The sequence below is a fragment of the Paracandidimonas lactea genome (assembly GCF_021653995.1).
GTDB classification, from domain to species: Bacteria; Pseudomonadota; Gammaproteobacteria; order Burkholderiales; family Burkholderiaceae_B; genus Allopusillimonas; species Allopusillimonas lactea.
In genome coordinates this window covers 543,258-563,676 of record NZ_JAJJOZ010000002.1, presented here as the reverse complement: position 1 = coordinate 563,676, position 20,419 = coordinate 543,258, and the positions used below count along the sequence as shown (strand labels likewise).

Sequence of the window (20,419 nt, the reverse complement as noted above, 5' to 3'; positions counted from 1 at the left end):
GCAAACGAGGCCGCCCATGCAATTCGACCTTCCCTATCCCGATCTCGCCGCAGAGCGCCAGGGCAATACCGATACGCCGGGCGTCTGGCTGTTTGATTCCGGCAAGCCGGGGCGCACGCTGATGATCACCGCACTCGTCCATGGCAATGAGCTGTGTGGCGCATGGGCGCTGAAAGACCTTCTCGCCGCGGGCCTGCGCCCGCGGCGTGGGCGGCTCATCATGGCATTCTGCAACCTGGACAGCTTCGATACCTTTGATCGGGCGCACCACGATGCCAGCCGCTATCTGGATGAAGACCTGAACCGCGTCTGGGATGATGCGCGCCTTGCGGAGCCCAACAATCGAGAACGCCGGCGCGCGGTTGCGCTACGGCCGTGGGCGCGGCAGGCCGACTGGCTGCTCGATATGCACTCCATGCACGAGCCGGGCGCGCCACTGCTGCTCACCGGCGTCCTGCCGCGCAATATCATGCTGGCGCGCGCGCTGGGTGCACCACGCCACGTTATCGTGGATGCCGGCCACAAAGACGGCGTGCGGCTGCGCGACTACGGTCGCTTCGGCGACCCCGCCGCGCAGGACGCGTGTGCGCTGCTGATCGAATGCGGCTTTCATGGCGATCCCGCCTCTCGAAGCGTAGCCCGCGACATAGTGGCCCGCATGTTGCGGCAGGCCGATGTCATCGATGCGATCGACCTTCCCGCCGGCTGGCTGCTGCCCGCCAACGAGCCACAGCGGATCCTTGAAGTCACGCACGCAATCGTGGCGCCATCCATGGACGTCCGGTTCGCACAAGATTGGCAGGGGCTCGAAACGCTGTCCCACGCTGGCGACGTCATCGGCTGGGCCGACAACGAGCCCATTATTACCCCCTACGACAACTGCACATTGATCATGCCGTCGCTGCGCCAACTTCGGCCCGGCGTCACCGTGGTACGGTTGGCGCGCAATTACGCCTGAAGACCAGGCCAAGCGCGCAATGCCAGGCGCGCCACGACGCCACGCACCAAGCAGTGCAGCCGTCATGCACTGGCTCATAAAGCCGCGCAACCGAGGCAAAACGGCAACACACAATCTGTAACAATCGCCTCCGGTCCTCAGCCGCCTCGACACAACTATGTAAGCAAAAATCTTGCGTACAGATCATTTATTTCAATCGGCTGCAGAACCGGCTTTTGTGCTTGCCCACCCTCGCCGGTTGACGATACGCTGAATCCAACTTGACGGGTGCCAAGGCGCAAGCCCGCATGCCCAGGGCGCAGCCGCTTGTACAGTAATGACGGATCGCCCTCTTTTGAAGACTTTTTGTTCAAGGAGCACATAAGATGACGCTCAATCAAAAAATCGCACGATTTGCGCTGGCCGGTGCTCTGGCTTTGGGTCTTGCGAGCACAGCGGCCGCAGGGGACCGCACCGCCAACACGATGATCGGCGCGGGTTTGGGCGCAGCTGCCGGCGCAGTGCTATCGAATGGCGATCCAATGATGGCGCTGGGCGGCGCCGCGGCGGGCGGCGTGCTGGGAAATGTGCTGACCAGCGACCGCCATTACGACCGCCATCGCCATTATGACCGCCATCGCCACTACCGCAGCGGCTACCGCGATTGGGATAGGCCGCGCTACCATGGCCCGCGGTATTACGGCTCACGCCACCACGGCCCGCGCTACTACGGCCACCCCGGCTGGAAGAAGCACCATTGGAAAGAGGCGCGGTATTACCGTCACGGCCCCCGCCATCATCACCGGCACTATCACCGCTAAGGCGGCCCGTGCCATCACCACCGGCACTATCCCGCGCCGCTCGGTCGGCGCCCATCTGAAGCCGGCGGCCGCATGGCCGCCACCGCTTACACTTCAATAGCCCCTGTTCCAGACCACGACGCCGGACAGGGGCTCGCCCTGTTGATACTGGCGGATTTTGCCCGAGACCTGTTCGACGGTTTCATCGAGCAGGCTGGCCGCCGCCACATGGGGGGTTACTGTAATGCGCGGATGGCGCCAGAATGGATGATCGGCCGGCAGGGGCTCAGTCCTGAATACATCCAGCGTCGCCCCATGCAGGTGGCCGGTATCCAGCAGTGCCAGCAGGTCTTCTTCCACCAAATGCTCACCGCGCGCGATGTTGACCAGATAAGCGCCGGGCAGAAGGCGCCCAAGCGTATCGCGGCAAAGGATGTTGCGGGTTTCGTCGGTAAGCGGCAGGGTATTGACCAGCACCCGGGTACGGGCCAGAAATGCTGGCAATTGCGCGGGCCCCGCATATACCTCGACATGCTCCATGGCTTTACCGCCTCGGGACCAAGCGGCAACGGGGTAATCCAGCCCCGCCAGCACTTGCGCCACCCGTGCCCCCATTACCCCTTGCCCCATCACACCTACCGGCCAGTCGCTGCGCCGGATATCGGGCAAACACTCCCACTTGCCCGCCCGCTGCCGCTCTTCGTAGGCATCAAACTGGCGGGATGCACGCAACAACGCATAGGCGGCGTACTCGGCCATCTGCACCGCCATGCCGCCGTCCTCGATTCGCACCAACTGGATCCCTTCGTGAAGGCCGTCAAGCCTGAACAAGGCATCCACCCCCGCCCCGAGGTTGAAAATAATCTTGATGCCAGGCTCCTGGCGCAGCAGGTCTGGTGGTGGATTCCATACAATAGCCACCTCCGCACCGACACCGGGGCCGCCGCGCGACCAGTGATGGAACGTGGCGTCGGGCAGCGACTGGCTGAACCGTTCAAGCCATTTGCTCGTGTCCGATGCCGATTCTTTGCCATGCGCGAAGATGATGTTCATGCTCATGCGTAGTTCCTGTGTGGAAGGTTGATATCCGAGGCATGCTACCAGAGTAGCCCCAGCACGCGGCGCTCAGCCCGCCGGGGCTGCACGGCTCCGCTGCCCGTTTGTGGCGCGGTTGCGGCAGGGTGCCCGCTCAGCGCGCGCGAGCCGCACGACTCGTGTATCCTCTGATTTAACCGCATTCGTAACATCGAAGCCCTCTTGTCGGCCACCCGCCGCCTCCGGACTTTTCCCGCACCCCTATGAGCGCATCGCCCCTCGCCTCGTTCCGCCATCCCGCGTTTCGCGCACTCTGGACTGCAACGCTCGCATCCAACCTTGGCGGCCTGATACAGGCAGTGGCAGCGGGCTGGCTCATGACAACGCTCACCACCTCGGCCGACCTGGTCGCACTGGTGCAGGCAGCCACCACGCTGCCCATCATGATCTTCTCGCTGGCCGCCGGTGCATTGGCAGACAACTTCAATCGTCGCAACATTATGCTGGTGGCGCAATCGCTGATGATGGGCGTCTCGATTGCGCTTGCCATCTTCGGCTTCGCGGGCATGCTCACGCCGTGGCTGCTACTGGCGTTCACCTTTCTGATCGGCTGTGGCACGGCACTACACAACCCGTCATGGCAGGCCTCCATGGGCGACCTGGTCCCGCGCGACGACCTTCCGGGCGCGGTCTCTCTCAACAGCATGAGCTACAACCTCATGCGCAGCATCGGGCCGGCGGTGGGCGGCATGATCGTGGCCACGGCCGGCGCAGCGGCGGCCTTCGCCACCAATGCCCTGAGCTACATCCCCCTCATCAGGGCCCTTTGGCGCTGGCAACCCGAGCACGCGCCCAGCACGCTGCCGCGCGAAACCTTCGGCAGTGCCATGGGGGCGGGCCTACGATACACCGTCATGTCACCCAACCTGCTCAAGGTAATGTTCCGGTCATTCGTGTTTGGCCTGGCGGCGGTATCGGTGCTGGCGCTGCTGCCGCTGGTCACGCGCGATCTCATCCAGGGCGGCGCATTCTCTTACGGTGTGGTGCTGGGCTGTTTCGGCGCAGGCGCCATTGCCGGCGCGCTGCTCAACAATCGTGTACGCGAAAAATGGCAGAACGAAGCCATCGTGCGGGGTAATTTCGTCCTGTCGGCGGTAAGCGCCGCGTTGCTGGCCCAAAGCAATCAGCTCTGGCTCAGTTGCCTGGTGTTGCTGCCTGCCGGGGCCTGTTGGGTGATGACGCTGTCGCTGTTCAACGTCACGGTTCAGCTTTCCACCCCACGCTGGGTGGTGGGCCGTGCATTGGCGCTGTACCAGACGGCCACCTTCGGCGGCATGGCAATCGGCAGCTGGATCTGGGGCCTGTTGGCGGAAGCACATGGCGTGGCGGGCGGGCTTACAGCCGCGGCGGTTGTGTTGCTGGCGGGCGCAATCATTGGCCTGCGCTATACCTTGCCCGAGTTCAGCAAACTCGACCTGGACCCGCTCGACCGTTTCAACGAGCCTGTGCTCCATCTCGATCTGCGTCCGCGCAGCGGGCCAATTATGGTCACGGTGGAGTACGACATCGCGCAAAAGAATGTCACTGCCTTTCTGCGCATCATGGCGCAGCGGCGACGCATCCGGATCCGCGACGGTGCCCGGCAATGGGCCTTGTTGCGCGACCTGGAACTGCCCACGCGCTGGATCGAAACATACCACGTCGCCACCTGGGTAGAATACGTGCGGCATAATCGGCGCCGCACCAAAGCAGACGCCGACAACTACGAGAACCTGCGGGCCCTGCACCAAGGCGAAGGCCCGCCACGGGTGCGCCGGATGATCGAGCGGCAGACCGTCCCCGTGCAAGACGACACGCCCATCAAAGAGCATGTAGACGTGCATTGACATGAAACAGCCGGCACCCGCAACCCGCCCGGCGGATTCAATACTGCTTAGAACCGATAGGTTGCGCTGGCAACGATGGACCGGCGCGAACCGTACCAGCAGTCGCCGCGGTTCAGGCACGTGCTCACGTAGGTCTTGTCGAGCAGATTGTTGACGTTGAGCGCATAGCGCCAGGACGGCGTATCGTAAGCCAACATCGCATCGACCAGTGTGACGCTAGGCGTGCGGGGCGCTTTGCCATCCCTGAAGCCACCGAGCCACCGTACGCCCGCACCCGCCGACAGGCCGCTGACGCTGCCAATCGAAAAACGATACTTGCCCCAGATCGATGCCTGGTGCTTGGGCAGGCCTTCAAGCTGCTCATCAAGATCGATGTAGTTGTAGCTGCCGAGCAGATCAAACTGGCGGCCGACCTTGGCGCTGAACTCCAGATCAAGACCGCGGTTGCGTGTCTTGCCCACCTGGGTTTGCTCCGTGGGGCTGCTCGGGTCGTTGACCAAGCGGTTCTCCTCGCTCAGCGTATACACCGCGCCGCTGGCCACAAACCCACCGTCGGCCGACTCGTACTTCAGGCCCGCTTCTAATTGCTTTCCGCGCAGCGGCACAAAAGACGTACCCTGTTTATCGCGCCCCAGCACGGGGGAGAAGGATTCGCTGTAGCTGATATACGGAGACAATCCGTTGTCAGCGGCGTACATGAGCCCAAGGCGTTTTGAGGTCGCCCGACTCACCTGTTTCGCGCGCCCCTCCACCGCATTGCGGGAGCTGTCGCGGCGCAGACCAGCTACGGCGATCCAGTTGCCGTAGCGCAGTTGATCCTGCAGATAAACGCCCGTGTCGCGCTGGCGCGCCGTCGGCTTGTGGTCATCGAAAACGGGGGGTGTGAAAGCGGGGTACACCGGGTTGTAGGCGTCGATCAGCGGCACTGTGCCACCGCGATTTACCGGGTTGTCAAAGGCGTTCAGCTTATCTTCCGTCGCATAGGCAAAATCGAAACCCAACAACATCTGATGCCGTAGCTCACCTGTGTCAAAGCGACCCTCCAGATGCTGGTCGGCTGTCAGCATCCTGACAGTCGTGATATCACCGTATGCATAACGGCCAATCAGGCGCTTGTTGATGGGATCGGCCGGCCAGCCAGCGCCGCCGCCCGATCTGTCTCCATAATCGCTGTACAGGCTGCGATAATCCACTTGGTTGTATGACCAGCGCGTATTCTGGCGTACGGTCCAGTTGTCATTAAAGGCGTGTTCGAAGCTCCAGCCGATTGCGCGCCGGCGCGAGTTGTAGCGGTCCCAGTCCGGGTCGCCTACAAAAGTGTCGGTGGGGATGCGGCCATTAGGGTTGGACAGCAACAACCCTTCCCATGGGAGAAACTGCGACGTCGAGCCCGATTTGTCTTCCTGCAGCAGCGCGCGCAGCGTCAGCGAGGTGCGGGCCGTTGGCTTCCACGTCAACGATGGCGCGAGCACCCAGCGGTCGTCTGGCACATGATTGACCTGGGTATCGGCAAGACGCCCCAGCGCAACCAGACGGTATAGCCATTCGCCACTCTCGTCGATGGGGCCGGTGAGGTCGGCCTGCAATTGGCGTCGATTGTGGGAACCATACGAAATGCCAATCTCCCGCATGGGCTCGGCTAGGGGCCGCTTGGTAACCATATTGATGATGCCGGCGGTGCTGCCTTGCCCATAGAGCATGGACGATGGGCCGCGCAGCACTTCGATGCGCTCGAGGGTATACGGCTCGGTGCGCGTGGTGCTGGTGTACCAGTTGTAGTTGGTGCGCAGGCCGTCCAGGAACATAGCCGGGTCTGAGCCGCGAATGCGGACGTTGTCGGAGCGTGAATCCAGGCCATAGGCATCTGAGCGCACACCCGCCGCGTAGTTGAGTGCGTCCTGCACACCCGTGGCGCCTTGATCCTGGATCTGCTCGCTGCCCACCACGGTGACGGCCTGCGGCGTTTCACTCAAAGGCGTATTGGTCTTTGAGGCGGAGATGGAGCGTCGCGCGGTATAGCCGTCCAGCGGCTTGAAGGGCGATTCTTGCTCAGGCTGCGCTGTGACGGTAATGGGCGCAAGGGTGCGCGTATCGCCTGATCGGCCCGGCGACACGGCCTGCGCCAAGGCGGCGTGCATACCCCCTGTGAAAACGTATGACAGGCACCCCGCCGCCGCTAGCGCGCGCACGACCGGTCTTGTCAATGTCATGGATGACATGGTGATCCTCTCCAGATTGCGTTGATTCAAAGTGACGGGCCTGCATGGACGACGTGGCACAGCCTTCGATTGCGGGCGCGGATGCAGCCTTGCGTCCTGCAATGTGGGCGGTGACAGACGCGACGCCGTATGTCGCACCCTCGCGTGGTCGGTATACGGTCGCTTGGCGGGCGGCCAGCGGCCGCCTGATGTCAGGAACGGGGGAACAGCCAGAACCAGATACCCGCGGCTACCGGCAAGGACAATGCGGCCCAGGCCAGCCAGTGCCAAATATCCACCCCCAGCAGCGCCGCCAGCAGGCCAAAACAGGTGAACACACCAAGGGTTGTCGGCGCGCCCCACAGCCGCCAAAGCGCGGCCAAGCCTTTTTGTGCCATCACGACCTCGCGGGCTTGAGGCTGGTGTCGAACCGACGTGCCAGGTGCTCGATGCGGGCGTCGTTGGCTTTGCGGCGTGCGATCCACAAGTACAGACCGCTACCCAGCACGACAATGGTGAGTACGTCGAGCAGCGCCCAGATCACCTTCAACGGCATGCCGCCGTAGTCGCCAAAATGCAGCGGCCGCGACAGTTCGAGCAGGTTCAGGTACCAGGGCGGATGCGCCACTGCGGTCACCGCACCCGTGCCCGCATCCACCAGCACTGGGGTGAACAGGTGCCCGGTCAGTGGCGTGGCGCCTTTGGTCCAGATGACGTAATGGTGTGGCGTTGCATAGCGATTGCCGGGGTAGCTGATGCTGACCACTTCATTGCCCGGTACCGCCGCCCCGGCGGCCTGCACGGCGGCATCCATAGAGGTATGCCGCGTGGGCGGCGCGTCGTTGCGGTACGGGGCGATGAGCTCGGCCACTTCTGTAGACTGCCACAGGCCGAACAGCGGAGTGGCGAGTTCGTTGATGACGCCGGTAACGCCTACCACGGTGGCCCAGACCAAGGTGACGATGCCGAGCAGGTTGTGCAGATCGAGCCATTTGAGCCGTGTGGAACGCTGTTTGCGCACCGTGCCAAACTGTAGTTTTTTCATGAAGGGGCCGTACAGCACCACGCCCGACACAATGGCGATGACAAAGAGCAGGCCCATCAGGCCCAGGAAGAGTTGACCGGGCAGGCCGGCGAACATATCGACGTGGAGTGCCAGCATCAAGCCAAGAAAGGTGAATTGTTCCTGGGCCAGGGTGGCGCCGTCTTTGAGCAAGGCGCCGGTGTGGGCGTCGAAGCGCATGTAATGGTGGGATTTTGGATCGGAGGCGTGCGAGGGTGACATGCCTACGTACACGACTGGCTCGTGGTCGTCCATGTACACGTATTCGACGACTTCGCCGGGATATTGCCGGCGGGCGCTCTGGACGATGGTGTCCAGGCCGGTGCGTGGTGTGCCTTCAGCCACGACCGCGTAGGGCTTGCCGTCATCCAGCAGGTGCTCGAGTTCTTCGTGAAAAACGAGCGGCAGGCCGGTGACGCAGATGACGAGCAGGAATAGTGTGCAGACGAGGCTGGACCATTTATGAACCCAATACCACGATTTGAGCGATGCGGCGGCGGTCATGCCGTGCACTCTGTGTTACAGCGCGTACAAGAGCACGCGGGTTTTGTTTGCATGGTGCTTCCCCTTAATTTTATTAATGCAGATGCGAACTATTTGTATTCTAGTTATTATGTTTTTTTGATGTCAACTTGAAATGTTCTGAATGTTTTCGTTCTTCAGCGGTTTAGGGGTGCTTTCTGGGCTGTACGCGGGGTATTTGAAGCGGCGGGCAGTTTGGGTGTTCTTTAGCCGGCGCGCCGTGGCAGGGCAGGCTGGTCGCTTCGATCGCTCGCCCCTTGGGGGTTCCCGTCAAATTCGCGTGCTTTCAGCGGCGTGTGCGAACTCGCCCTTTTGCCCCTGCGGGGCAACGGAGCTTGTATAGTTTTTTTTGCGCCTTTAGTACCACACTGAGGGCGCTGGGGGGCTGGACAGCCTATCTGTTGCGTGGCTGCTCCCAAGAGCCCACACACGGCGACAGCGATGAGTTTGGAACGCAAACGAAAGCGAGCCCGAGAACCCGTACGCGGCAAAGAAACCTAATGCCGCACCGGCCGATAATGGCTGATGCTCATCAGCAAGCCGCTGGCAATCCCCAACGTCAGCAGCGCCGTGCCGCCGTAGCTCATGAACGGCAACGGCACGCCCACCACAGGCAGGATGCCCGTCACCATCCCTACATTCACAAATACATACGCAAAAAACATCAGTGCCATCGCCCCCGCCAGCAGCCGGCCAAACTGGGTATGCGCACGCAGCGCAATCGCCAGCCCGCGTGCAATCAACAGCAGATATAGCACCAGCATCATTATCCCGCCGTACAGCCCGAACTCCTCCGCATACACCGCAAAGACGAAATCAGTCGTGCGTTCGGGGATAAAGTCCAAATGCGTTTGCGTGCCTTTCATATACCCCTTGCCGTACAGCCCACCAGAGCCCACCGCGATCATCGACTGGATAGTATGAAACCCTTTGCCCAAAGGATCGGAACTTGGGTCCAGCAGCGTGCAGACACGGTATTTCTGATAATCGTGCAGCACCACCCAGTCGACCTCGGGCTGGCAGATGTCGCGTTCGTAGTAGACCAGCGTACCGAGGCCAACAACGCCAACCACGGCCAGCGGGACCAGCAGCTTGAACGACAGACCGCCAAAATAGATGACAAAGAAGCCCGTGACAAAAACCAGCAGCGCGGTACCCAGATCGGGCTGCATTACGATCAGCACGAAGGGCACGGCAAGCAACAAGCCCGCCACAAAAAAATCAAGCACGCGCAGCTTGCCCTGATTGCGATGGAAATACCAGGCCAGCATCATCGGCACAGAAATCTTCAGCATTTCAGACGGCTGAATACGCACAATGCCCAAGTCGAGCCAACGCGTCGCACCCTTGCTGGTTTCACCGAAAAACTCCACACCCAGCAGCAGAATCACGCCCAGCGCATAAAAATAAGGCGCCACTTTCATTAGCAGCGGCGGCGGCGTCATCGCCACCGCCCACATCACCGCCAACGCAATCAAAAAATTGCGGGACTGATCCGCAAAACGCCAGTCAGTGCCACCCACTGCGGAATGCATGACGACAAGCCCCAGCGTCGCGAGAATGACCAGCAGCAGCAGCAACGGAGGATCGAACGCCAAGGCGGAACGCTGCAGCCAATACAGAATACGTTTCATCGAGAAGACTCCAGCTGTGTGGCGGGTGCCCGGCCGGCCGGGCCGCGCGCCATGGCGCTTCGGCTGCCGTCAGCCGGCACAGGAGGCGCCCGATCAGCCTGGCTGGCACTGGCCGTCGTGGGCGCGGCGGCATTGCGGTACGCCGGATCGAGCCAGTAGTCGAAGACTTTGCGCGCAATAGGCGCGGCCACTGTGGACCCCCAGCCGCCGTTCTCGACGATCAACGCCACCGCGATCTGGGGATTGTCGAGCGGCGCGTAGGCCATGAAAAGCGAATGATCGCGCAACCGCTCGTCGATCGCCGACGCCCGGTACTTTGCGCCGCGCAGGCTGAATACCTGCGCTGTGCCGGTCTTGCCCGCCGCCTGGTACTTGGCCCCCACAAAAGCCGCACGCGCGGTGCCGGAGCGCAGAACGTCGGCCATGGCATTGCGCACGACCGCCAGGTTCTCCGGCTTGATCGCAATGGTGTGATCCGGCGCCTTGATGGTGGGCGCAATTTGACCAGTACGCGCATCCTCGATACCTGCGACCAGATGCGGCGTCATGTACTTGCCACCGTTGGCCAGCACTGCGGTGGCCTGGGCCAACTGCAACAATGTAAACGAGTTGTACCCCTGCCCCACAGCCACCGATACGGACTCGCCGGCGTACCATCGCTTTTGCTCGGGCTTCTTGTAGGCATTGCGCTTCCATTCTGTGGACGGCAGGATGCCGCGACGCTCGCCATCGAGGTCGATACCGGTGAGCTGGCCGAAGCCGAACTGCGCGGCAAAGTCATGCAGCCGGTCCACACCGATTTCTGGGCCCAGTGAATAGAAGTAGGTATCTGAAGATTTGACAATGGCCCGATGCATATCGGTAGGCCCGTAGGCCGCACCGCCGGCGTTGCGGAAGCGCTGCCCGCCGAACTCGTAGTAGCCTGGATCGGAAATGCGTTCGCCCGCCGAGCGTACACCGAGCTCCAGCGCCGCCAGTGCCACGAACGGCTTATAGGTGGACCCGATCGGATACGTGCCGTTCAGCGGCCGATTGACCAGCGGATGATCGGGCGAATCATTAAGGGCGCGCCAATTCTCGACATCGATGCCGTCAATGAACAAATTGGGGTTGAAGGATGGCGCGGAGACAAACGCCAGCACCTCACCCGTGCGTGGTTCTATGGCGACCAGGGCGCCGCGCCGCCCCTGAAATTCGGCCTCGGCGACCTTCTGCAGGCCGATGTCCAGCGACAGGTGCAGGTCTGCCCCCGGCACAGGGTCAACCCGGCTGAGTGTACGCACCGGCCGCCCGGTAGCGGTAACTTCGACCTCTTCGATGCCCGTGCGCCCATGCAGGGCCTTTTCCCAGGTTTTCTCGATACCCTTCTTGCCGATCTGCGAGGTGCCCCGGTAATTGCCCGTTTGGCCGGTTTCTTCGAGCATATCGAGATCCTGCTCGGACAGCCGGCCTACATAGCCAATAACATGCGCAGCATGCTCGCCTTCGGGATACTCACGCACCCAGCGGGCGCTCAGCTCGACGCCGGGAAACTTGAACGCATGCGCTGAAAACCACGATGCCTCGATCTCGTTGAGATTGTTGCGCAGCAGTACGGGCGAATAACGGCTGTTCTGCCTGACGTTCTGCATGAAACGCCGCCGATCGCCCTGGCTCAGATACACCAGCCGCCCGAGGTCGTCGAGCAGATCATCCATATTGCGCTCGACGTTGGCGGGCGTAATCGACAGAATGTAGTCGCGGTAATTTCGCGCCAGCACCACACCACTGCGGTCGAGGATCTCGCCGCGCCGCGGCGCAACCGGCACCACCGAGACCCGGTTGCGGTCGGCCCGGGCCGCCAGGCCCTCGTAGCGTACGACCTGCAAATACCACAGGCGGCCGGCCAGCAGCAAGAAGCACACAATGATGAACACAGCCGCCACAAGCACGCGCGTTTGCAGGCGGCGCCGCTGGAGCTGAGTTGTTTTCTTGAACTCGAACATAGGCGGGCGCCTAGACCGAACCAGCGTCGTTGTCGTCCAGGCGGCGCTGCGGCAGAAGCAGAAGCAGATCGGCCAGAGGCCATAACACCGCCATAAACACCGCCGACCACAGCCATGCCCAGCCGGCCCATTCGCCACTGAGCCAGGCGTAGATCACCCGGCCGATGAACTGCGCGAGTACGAAGACCGGCAGCATGTGTATCGCCTGAACGACCGCATTGAAATGCTGCAGCCGACGCTGCAGCGCCGTGGCGCCATAGGCCGCCAGGGTGTAGACCAGTGCCTGCCCGCCCAGCATCGTGCCTGCGTGTACATCAACCAGCAGCCCGAATACAAACGCGGCCAGCATGGACACGCGGCGCGGTTCGTTCACGCACCAGAAGGCGATGACAAGCAGCAGCAGATCTGGCGCCGGCTGCCATTCGCGCCAGGGCAGCAGGGAGATAAGCCAGACCAGCAGCAGCGTGAACCAGACAAACAGCACGCTGGAAGGCCGCTTGAACGGCGAGGTGTCGATGGGCTCGAGGCGCGCCAGGGAAGACACCCGGCGTTGCGGAACGGGCGCGTGATTATCCGGCCTGCGCGCCATCGCTGCCTCCTTCGGTGCTCATGCCTTGATCGGATACATCGACCAGCAGCACGAGGAAATGGCGATGGCGCTCGGGATGAGACAGCGGCGTGGCCTCGGCCAGCGCAAAACCCGTGGCCGGATCGCGCGACACGCTGTCGACACGCGCAACCGACAAACCAGCGGGAAACAAGCCTCCGATGCCACTGGTAATGAGCACATCACCGGGCACGAGATCGACGTTGGCGGTGAGGTAGCGAACCTCGACCTTGCCGGATACATTGCCGCCAAACGCGATCAGCCTCAGCCCGTTGCGCAGCACCTGCACCGGGATCGAGACTTTGTCGTCGGTAAGCAGCGCGGCTTCAGCCGTAAAAGGCGTGACGCGCACGATCTGCCCGACGATGCCGCCCTCGTCCATGACTGGCATGCCCGGACGGATGCCGCTGGATGAGCCCTTGTTGAAAATGAGGTGATGGGAGAACGCATTGGGCGGCTCGTAGAACACCTCGACCGCGACGGACGGCTGGGTAACTTCGCCAGATACGTTGAGCAGGCGCCGCAACTGCTCGTTTTCAGTCGCAAGCTGGGCGGCGTGGGTGGAGAGTTGCGCCAGTTCGATGCGCTGGCGCTGCAGGGCTTCTTTTTCGGAACGGGCCAGAGAAGCGGCGTTTTTCCAGTCGTTGAAGTGCTCGACGGCGTCGCGCGGCGCAAGCATCAGGCGCTGAAATGGGTAAAGCGCCACGGAAATGACTTGGCGGGCCGGATCGAGGACCTTCCAGCGGGCGTCAACAACCAGCAGCGAAAGCGCCAGCAGCGCGAAGACGAACAGCCTCAGCTCCGCGGTGGGCCCACGCTTGAACAGTCTGATCGTGCCGGTTTCTTGCATGGAAAAAGCGCCTTCCAGGGAAAGAACCCCGCTCAAGGGCGGGGCCTGGTCGTGCGTGAATCAGTCGTAGATGAAGACTGTGCCTAAGCGTTCGAGGTGTTCGAGCGCTTCACCGCAGCCGCGCACCACGCAGGTAAGTGGGTCTTCAGCGACCACCACCGGCAGGCCGGTTTCCTCTTGCAGCAGGCGGTCGAGATCGTGCAACAGCGCGCCACCGCCGGTAAGGGCGATGCCCTTGTCGGTGATGTCGGCGCCCAGCTCGGGCGGTGTTTGTTCAAGCGCGGTTTTGACGGCGGAGACGATCTGATTGAGCGGATCGGTGAGGGACTCGAGGATCTCGTTGGACGACACCGTGAAGCTGCGCGGCACGCCTTCGGACAGGTTTCGGCCTTTGACTTCGATTTCTTTGATTTCGGAACCCGGGAAGGCGGAACCGATTTGTTTCTTGATGAGTTCGGCGGTGGGTTCGCCGATCAGCATGCCATAGTTGCGGCGGATGTAGTTGATGATGGCTTCGTCGAACTTATCGCCCCCGACGCGCACCGAACCCTTGTACACCATGCCGCCCAGCGAGATGATGGCCACTTCTGTGGTGCCACCACCGATATCGACCACCATTGAACCACTGGCATCGGATACGGCCAGGCCGGCGCCGATGGCCGCCGCCATGGGCTCTTCGATGAGGAACACCTGGCTGGCGCCCGCGCCCAGGGCAGATTCGCGGATCGCGCGGCGCTCGACCTGCGTGGAACCGCAAGGCACGCAGACGATGATGCGCGGACTGGGTGCGAACATGCTGCGCGGGTGCACCATGCGGATGAACTGCTTGAGCATCTGCTCGGTAACCGTGAAGTCGGCGATGACGCCGTCTTTCATGGGGCGGATGGCCTCGATGTTACCGGGAACACGGCCCAGCATTTGCTTGGCTTCGCGGCCTACGGCCTGGATGATTTTCTTGCCGCTGGGGCCGCCATCGTGGCGAATGGCGACGACGGACGGCTCATCCAGCACGATACCCTTGCCGCGAACGTAGATAAGGGTATTGGCGGTGCCGAGGTCGATCGCCATGTCGCTGGAAAAGTAACTGCGAAGGAATCCGAACATGGGCGCTCAGTGATGTATAGGTGAAGAAAGGAATCCGTCAGCGCGCGCAACCGATAGGCGCAGCAGGGAAAGGCGCCATAATTTGACCAACGAATCAAACCAGCAATGATAACTTATAATTGGCTTCTGATTCGCATGAAAAGCGGCATGTTATCTAATGTTACTTGCCGCTCACGTATGCTTCCTGGCGCCATAATCAGCGCCCTTCGCCTCACTCTCCTGCACGCAAAGCCATGGCCATCACCGAGCAAGACGTGGACCGCATCGCGCGGCTCGCCCGCATCGAACTTTCCCCGGCCCAGAATACCCGGGCACAACACGAACTGAACGGCATCCTGGACCTCATCGCCCAATTGCAGGCTGTGGACACGGCGGGCATCGTCCCCATGGCCCACCCGCTGGCCGCACACCAAGACATCCACCTGCGGCTGCGCCCCGATGTGGCCTGGCCCACCAGCACTGTACAACAGCGCCAGGCGCTGATGGCCAATGCACCGGCGCAGCACGATGGCCTGTTCCTGGTGCCCACCGTCATCGAATAGCGGCCCACGCGCCCGGCCACCGCGCCGCCCGGCAGGCAACCCGCAACCTCCACAAACGATATCCAGAATGCCATTGCACACCGAATTCGACAGCATCGCCGCCTTGCGGGCCGCCCTGCGCGAACGCCGCGTCAGCGCCCGCGAGTTGGCCACCAGCGCCCTCGACGCCATCCAGGCCCGCAGCAAGCTTAATGCCTTCCTGCATGTCGACCCAGCCCTTACCCTGGCCGAAGCCGACGTCGCCGACCGCCTGCTGGTGGAGCCTTCGCCCCCCAGCCTGGCCGGCATTCCCATCGCCCACAAAGATCTGTTCGTCACGCAAGGCTGGCGCACTACCGCCGCCAGCAAGATGCTCGCGCATTACACAAGCCCCTTCGATGCCACGGTAGTCAGCCGCCTGCAAGGCGCCGGCGCAGTGTCCCTGGGCAAGCTTAACTGCGACGAATTCGCCATGGGCTCGGGCAACGAAAACTCGGCCTTCGGCCCCGCCCTCAACCCCTGGGATCACAGCGTCGTGCCCGGTGGCTCCTCGGGCGGCAGTGCAGCCGCGGTAGCGGCGGGCCTGGCCATGGGTGCCACGGGCACCGACACCGGCGGCTCGGTGCGTCAGCCTGCGGCGCTGTGCGGCGTCAGCGGCATCAAGCCCACCTATGGCACGGTGTCGCGCTACGGCATGATTGCCTATGGTTCCAGCCTGGATCAGGCCGGCCCCATTGCCCGCCACGCCCAGGATCTGCTCGAGTTGCTTGACCCAATGAGTGGCTTCGATCCGCGCGACGCCACCAGCCTCGAAACCTGCGACGGCGCCAAAAACGAGCCGGGCCGCATCCGCACCCAATTCGATGCTGCTTCAGGCGGCTTCGACGCCGCCGGCAGCCAGCCCCTGAAGGGCCTGCGCATTGGTGTACCGGCCGAGTTCTTCGGCGCCGGCCTGGCACCCGACGTTGCCGCAGCGGTCGAAGCCGCACTGGCAACCTTTGAGTCGCTGGGCGCCGAACGCGTGTCCATCTCGCTGCCGCGCACCGAGCTGTCCATCCCCACTTACTACGTGATCGCGCCGGCCGAAGCGTCCAGCAATCTATCGCGCTATGACGGTGTGCGCTACGGCCACCGCGCCGCGCAGTACGGCGACCTGGCCGAGATGACCAGCCGCTCGCGCACCGAAGGCTTCGGCCCCGAGGTGCTGCGGCGCATCATGGTGGGCACTTATGTGCTGTCTCACGGGTACTACGACGCCTACTACCTGCAGGCGCAACGCGTGCGACGCATGATTGTCAACGACTTCCAACAGGCCTTCGCCGGCCAATGCGACGTCATCATGGGGCCTGTCACACCCACCGTGGCCAAGCACATCGGCGACAACCGCGAAGACCCGGTCGCCGACTGGCTTGCCGATATCTACACCCTGGGCGTCAGCCTGGCGGGCCTGCCTGCCATGTCGGTGCCCTGCGGCTTTGGCGGCCCCGCCGGCAAGCCCCTGCCTGTGGGCCTGCAAATCATCGGCAATTACTTCAGCGAAGGCCGCCTGCTGGCCATCGCCGATCGCTTCCAGCAAGCAACCGACTGGCATCAACGCAAACCGGAATACGCATAATGGAATGGGAAATCGTCATCGGGCTGGAAACCCACACGCAGCTTTCCACGCAATCCAAAATATTCTCTGACAGCAGCACGCGCTTTGGCGCCGCCCCCAACACCCAGGCCAACGACGTCGACATGGCTTTGCCGGGCAGCCTGCCTGTGCTCAATCGCGGCGCCGTCGAGCGCGCCATCCAGTTCGGTCTGGCCGTGGGTGCGCATGTGGCACCATTGTCGGTGTTCGCACGTAAAAACTATTTTTACCCCGATCTGCCCAAAAACTACCAGATCAGCCAGTTCGAGATCCCGGTCGTGCAAGGGGGCACGGTCACCTTCTTTGTGGACGGCGTCGAAAAAACCGTCAACCTCACGCGCGCCCATCTCGAAGAAGACGCCGGCAAGTCGCTGCACGAAGACTTCACCGGCCCGCATGGCGAATCCTCCACCGGCATCGACCTGAATCGCGCTGGTACGCCGCTGCTCGAGATCGTCTCCGAACCCGAGATGCGCTCGGCCGCCGAGGCTGTCGCCTATGCACGCGCCCTGCACAGCCTGGTGGTCTGGCTGGGCATCTGCGACGGCAACATGCAGGAAGGCTCATTCCGGTGCGATGCCAACGTGTCGGTGCGCCCCAAGGGTCAGAAAGAATTCGGCACCCGCACTGAAATCAAAAACGTCAACTCTTTCCGCTTTCTTGAGCGCGCCATCCTGTTCGAAGCGCGCCGCCAGATCGAGCTGATCGAAGACGGCGGCACAGTGGTGCAGGAAACCCGCCTGTATGACGCCGACCGCGATGAAACCCGCAGCATGCGCAGCAAAGAAGACGCGCACGATTACCGCTACTTCCCCGACCCAGACCTGCCGCCGCTTGTGATCGCCTCCGAGTGGGTGGAACAGGTGCGCGCTGCAATGCCCGAACTGCCCCGCCACAAGCGCGAACGCTTCGAGCAGGCATTGGGCCTCACGCCTTACGACGCCGCCCAGCTCACGATGAGCCGCGACACGGCAGTGTATTTCGAACATACCGCCTCCGCCCTGCCCGCCAGCCAGGCCAAGCTGGCGGCCAACTGGGTGCTGGGCGAAGTCTCCGCCGCGCTGAACCGCGAAGAAATCGAGATCTCCGCATGCCCCGTCAAGCCTACTGCACTGGCCGGCCTCATCGAGCGCATCATCGACGGCACGATCTCCAACAAGATCGGCCGTGAAGTGTTCGCCGCCATGTGGGCGGGCGAACACGGCGGTAGCGCGGACGCCATCATCGAGGCGCGCGGCCTGAAGCAGATCAGCGACACCGGCGCCATCGGCGCCATGATCGACGCGGTCCTGGCCGCCAACCCCGCTGCCATCGAAGAGTACCGCGCCGGCAAGCAAAAGGCCTTCAACTCGCTGGTGGGCCAGGTCATGAAAGCCGCCAAGGGCAAGGCCAACCCGCAGCAGGTCAACGACCTGCTCAAGCAAAAGCTGGACGGGTAGCCATCTACCATGCGCCTGCACTTTCAGGCGCATGCATCCGACCAAACAAAAACCCCGGCATCGCGAGATACCGGGGTTTTTGTTTGTGGCCGCCGAGCCTTGCCAGGCAAGCTCGGTGGCCGGTGCGGAAGGCCGGGGCCATCATGGCTCCGGCTCGTGCACAGGCTGGCTTAGAAGCCGCCCATGCCACCCATACCGCCCATGCCACCCATGTCGGGCATAGCGGGCGCGGGCTTGTCTTCCACGATTTCAGCCACAGCGGCTTCGGTCGTGAGCAGCAGGCTGGCTACGGAGGCAGCGTTCTGCAGCGCAGTGCGAGTCACCTTGGTGGGATCCAGCACGCCCTGTTCGACCAGGTCGCCGTACTCGCCGGTGGCAGCGTTGTAGCCGAAGTTGCCCTTGCCGCTGGCAACTTGGTTAACCACGACACTGGCTTCTTCGCCGGCGTTGGAAACGATGGTGCGCAGGGGCGCTTCGACAGCGCGCAGGATCAGCTTGATACCGGCGTCCTGGTCAGCGTTATCGCCCTTGACATTGGCGATGGCGGCCTTGGCACGGATCAGTGCAACACCGCCGCCGGGGACGATGCCCTCTTCCACCGCAGCGCGGGTAGCGTGCAGGGCGTCTTCGACACGTGCCTTCTTTTCCTTCATTTCGACTTCGGTGGCCGCACCGACGCGGATCACGGCAACACCGCCGGCCAGCTTGGCCACGCGCTCTTGCAGCTTTTCACGGTCGTAGTCGGACGTGGCTTCTTCGATCTGGACGCGGATCTGCTTGACGCGCGCTTCGATCGACTTGCTGTCGCCAGCGCCGTCGATGATGATGGTGTTTTCCTTGCCCACTTCGATGCGCTTGGCCTGACCGAGGTCGTCCAGCGAAGCTTTTTCGAGCGACATGCCGGTTTCTTCGGAGATAACCGTACCACCGGACAGGATGGCGATGTCTTCGAGCATGGCCTTGCGGCGGTCGCCGAAGCCAGGAGCCTTGACAGCGGTCGTCTTGAGGATGCCGCGGATGTTGTTCACAACCAGGGTGGCCAGGGCCTCGCCTTCGACGTCTTCAGCCACGATCAGCAGCGGACGGCTGGACTTGGCAACCTGCTCGAGTACGGGCAGGAGGTCGCGGATGTTGCTGATTTTCTTGTCGAAAATCAGGATGTACGGATCTTCCAGCACCGACACTTGCTTGTCGGGGTTGTTGATGAAGTAGGGCGACAGGTAGCCACGGTCGAACTGCATGCCTTCGACGACGTCGAGCTCATTTTCCAGCGACTTGCCGTCTTCAACGGTGATGACGCCTTCCTTGCCGACCTTGTCCATCGCGTTGGCGATGATTTCACCGATCGAGGTGTCGCTGTTGGCCGAGATGGAACCAACCTGGGCGATTTCCTTGCTGGTGGTGCAAGGACGGGACAGTTTCTTGAGCTCTTCGACGGCAGCAGCAACAGCCTTGTCGATACCGCGCTTCAGGTCCATCGGGTTGATGCCGGCGGCCACGTACTTCAGGCCTTCCTCAACCACGGCTTGTGCCAGGACGGTGGCAGTGGTGGTGCCGTCACCGGCGTTGTCGGACGTCTTGGAAGCGACTTCCTTGACCAGTTGGGCGCCGATGTTCTCGAACTTGTCTTTCAGTTCGATTTCCTTGGCAACCGAAACGCCGTCTTTGGTGACGGTGGGGGCGCCGAAGGAGCGGTCGAGCACAACGTTGCGGCCCTTGGGACCGAGCGTGGTCTTGACAGCATTGGCCAGAATGTTGACGCCACGGACGATGCGAACGCGTGCATCGTCACCGAAATAAACTTGCTTAGCAGCCATTCTTGAATTCCTTAAATAATACGAGTCGTTCGCGCGGATTACGAAACTACGGCGAGAATTTCTTCTTCGCGGATGACGAGCAGCTCTTCGCCGTCGACCTTGACCGCTTGGCCGGCATACTTGCCGAACAGGACCTTGTCGCCCACTTTCAGGTCAACCGGCAGCACCTTGCCGTCTTCTGTCTTCTTGCCGGGGCCAACAGCCACGACTTCGCCCTGATCGGGCTTCTCAGCAGCGCTGTCAGGGATCACAATGCCCGACGCGGTGGTGCGCTCGTTGTCCAGACGCTTGACGATCACGCGATCGTGCAAAGGACGCAGTGCCATGGAGGAACTCCTGTTCAAAAAATATTGTTTAACGAGTGAAAAGTAAGCAGAGGGGCCGGTTT

General features: G+C 62.3%; 17 protein-coding genes. 6 read left to right on the top strand and 11 right to left on the bottom strand.

All coding sequences use genetic code 11. The features are described 5' to 3' along the window. The first annotated feature begins 16 nt into the window (after positions 1 to 16). Entirely contained in the window at positions 17 to 958 is a 942-nt protein-coding gene (locus LOL23_RS06495) for a M14 family metallopeptidase (protein ID WP_160977993.1), read from the top strand. Between the two features lie 365 nt (positions 959 to 1,323). Continuing rightward, the gene (locus LOL23_RS06490; protein WP_202411651.1) at positions 1,324 to 1,758 is read left to right on the top strand and encodes a hypothetical protein; all 435 of its coding nucleotides are present in this window, start codon (positions 1,324 to 1,326) and stop codon (positions 1,756 to 1,758) included. 93 nt (positions 1,759 to 1,851) lie between these two features. On the opposite strand, the gene LOL23_RS06485 is transcribed toward LOL23_RS06490, so the two are convergent. Beyond that, a complete protein-coding gene (locus LOL23_RS06485; RefSeq protein WP_160978610.1) occupies positions 1,852 to 2,790 on the bottom strand; it encodes a 2-hydroxyacid dehydrogenase in 939 nt (312 codons plus the stop codon). 245 nt (positions 2,791 to 3,035) lie between these two features. Here LOL23_RS06485 and LOL23_RS06480 point away from each other — a divergent pair, with 245 nt between their 5' ends. Beyond that, positions 3,036 to 4,658, top strand: coding sequence for an MFS transporter (locus LOL23_RS06480; RefSeq protein WP_160977995.1), 1,623 nt, complete (start codon positions 3,036 to 3,038; stop codon positions 4,656 to 4,658). Positions 4,659 to 4,705: 47 nt separating this feature from the next. On the opposite strand, the gene LOL23_RS06475 is transcribed toward LOL23_RS06480, so the two are convergent. From LOL23_RS06475 to LOL23_RS06440, 8 genes are all read right to left on the bottom strand, one after another. Continuing rightward, positions 4,706 to 6,877: a TonB-dependent siderophore receptor gene (locus LOL23_RS06475; RefSeq protein WP_237173296.1), complete on the bottom strand. Its 2,172-nt coding sequence runs from the start codon at positions 6,875 to 6,877 to the stop codon at positions 4,706 to 4,708. A gap of 191 nt (positions 6,878 to 7,068) precedes the next feature. Continuing rightward, positions 7,069 to 7,254: a hypothetical protein gene (locus LOL23_RS06470; protein WP_160977999.1), complete on the bottom strand. Its 186-nt coding sequence runs from the start codon at positions 7,252 to 7,254 to the stop codon at positions 7,069 to 7,071. Beyond that, complete coding sequence (locus tag LOL23_RS06465; RefSeq protein WP_160978001.1) at positions 7,254 to 8,423, bottom strand: PepSY-associated TM helix domain-containing protein; 1,170 nt, start codon at positions 8,421 to 8,423, stop codon at positions 7,254 to 7,256. Before LOL23_RS06465 ends, LOL23_RS06470 begins: the two co-directional genes overlap by 1 nt. A gap of 515 nt (positions 8,424 to 8,938) precedes the next feature. Further along, on the bottom strand, positions 8,939 to 10,075 hold the full coding sequence (gene rodA / locus LOL23_RS06460) for a rod shape-determining protein RodA (RefSeq protein WP_160978003.1): 1,137 nt from the start codon (positions 10,073 to 10,075) through the stop codon (positions 8,939 to 8,941). Next, positions 10,072 to 12,060 (bottom strand): penicillin-binding protein 2, encoded by a 1,989-nt coding sequence (gene mrdA, locus LOL23_RS06455; RefSeq protein ID WP_160978005.1) that lies wholly within the window; start codon positions 12,058 to 12,060, stop codon positions 10,072 to 10,074. The genes rodA and mrdA overlap by 4 nt, the downstream gene beginning before the upstream one ends. Positions 12,061 to 12,070: 10 nt before the next feature. Continuing rightward, positions 12,071 to 12,649: a rod shape-determining protein MreD gene (mreD, locus tag LOL23_RS06450; RefSeq protein ID WP_237173295.1), complete on the bottom strand. Its 579-nt coding sequence runs from the start codon at positions 12,647 to 12,649 to the stop codon at positions 12,071 to 12,073. After that, positions 12,630 to 13,517 carry a rod shape-determining protein MreC gene (gene mreC, locus LOL23_RS06445; RefSeq protein WP_160978612.1) on the bottom strand — a complete coding sequence of 296 codons (888 nt, stop codon included), beginning with the start codon at positions 13,515 to 13,517 and terminating at the stop codon, positions 12,630 to 12,632. Before mreC ends, mreD begins: the two co-directional genes overlap by 20 nt. Before the next feature lie 60 nt (positions 13,518 to 13,577). Then, positions 13,578 to 14,621 carry a rod shape-determining protein gene (locus LOL23_RS06440; RefSeq protein ID WP_160978009.1) on the bottom strand — a complete coding sequence of 348 codons (1,044 nt, stop codon included), beginning with the start codon at positions 14,619 to 14,621 and terminating at the stop codon, positions 13,578 to 13,580. Between the two features lie 233 nt (positions 14,622 to 14,854). Between LOL23_RS06440 and gatC the strand changes: the two genes are divergently transcribed. The 3 genes from gatC (at position 14,855) to gatB (ending at position 18,214) form a co-directional block, all read left to right on the top strand. Continuing rightward, positions 14,855 to 15,163 carry an Asp-tRNA(Asn)/Glu-tRNA(Gln) amidotransferase subunit GatC gene (gene gatC / locus LOL23_RS06435; RefSeq protein ID WP_160978011.1) on the top strand — a complete coding sequence of 103 codons (309 nt, stop codon included), beginning with the start codon at positions 14,855 to 14,857 and terminating at the stop codon, positions 15,161 to 15,163. A 67-nt stretch (positions 15,164 to 15,230) separates the two neighbouring features. Beyond that, positions 15,231 to 16,757: an Asp-tRNA(Asn)/Glu-tRNA(Gln) amidotransferase subunit GatA gene (gene gatA / locus LOL23_RS06430; RefSeq protein WP_202411652.1), complete on the top strand. Its 1,527-nt coding sequence runs from the start codon at positions 15,231 to 15,233 to the stop codon at positions 16,755 to 16,757. Then, a complete protein-coding gene (gene gatB / locus LOL23_RS06425) occupies positions 16,757 to 18,214 on the top strand; it encodes an Asp-tRNA(Asn)/Glu-tRNA(Gln) amidotransferase subunit GatB (protein ID WP_160978013.1) in 1,458 nt (485 codons plus the stop codon). Before gatA ends, gatB begins: the two co-directional genes overlap by 1 nt. A 170-nt stretch (positions 18,215 to 18,384) precedes the next feature. Here gatB and groL read toward each other — a convergent pair whose 3' ends face one another. Next, on the bottom strand, positions 18,385 to 20,031 hold the full coding sequence (gene groL / locus LOL23_RS06420; RefSeq protein ID WP_160978015.1) for a chaperonin GroEL: 1,647 nt from the start codon (positions 20,029 to 20,031) through the stop codon (positions 18,385 to 18,387). A 38-nt stretch (positions 20,032 to 20,069) separates the two neighbouring features. After that, positions 20,070 to 20,357: a co-chaperone GroES gene (locus LOL23_RS06415; RefSeq protein WP_160978017.1), complete on the bottom strand. Its 288-nt coding sequence runs from the start codon at positions 20,355 to 20,357 to the stop codon at positions 20,070 to 20,072. Positions 20,358 to 20,419: the final 62 nt, after the last annotated feature.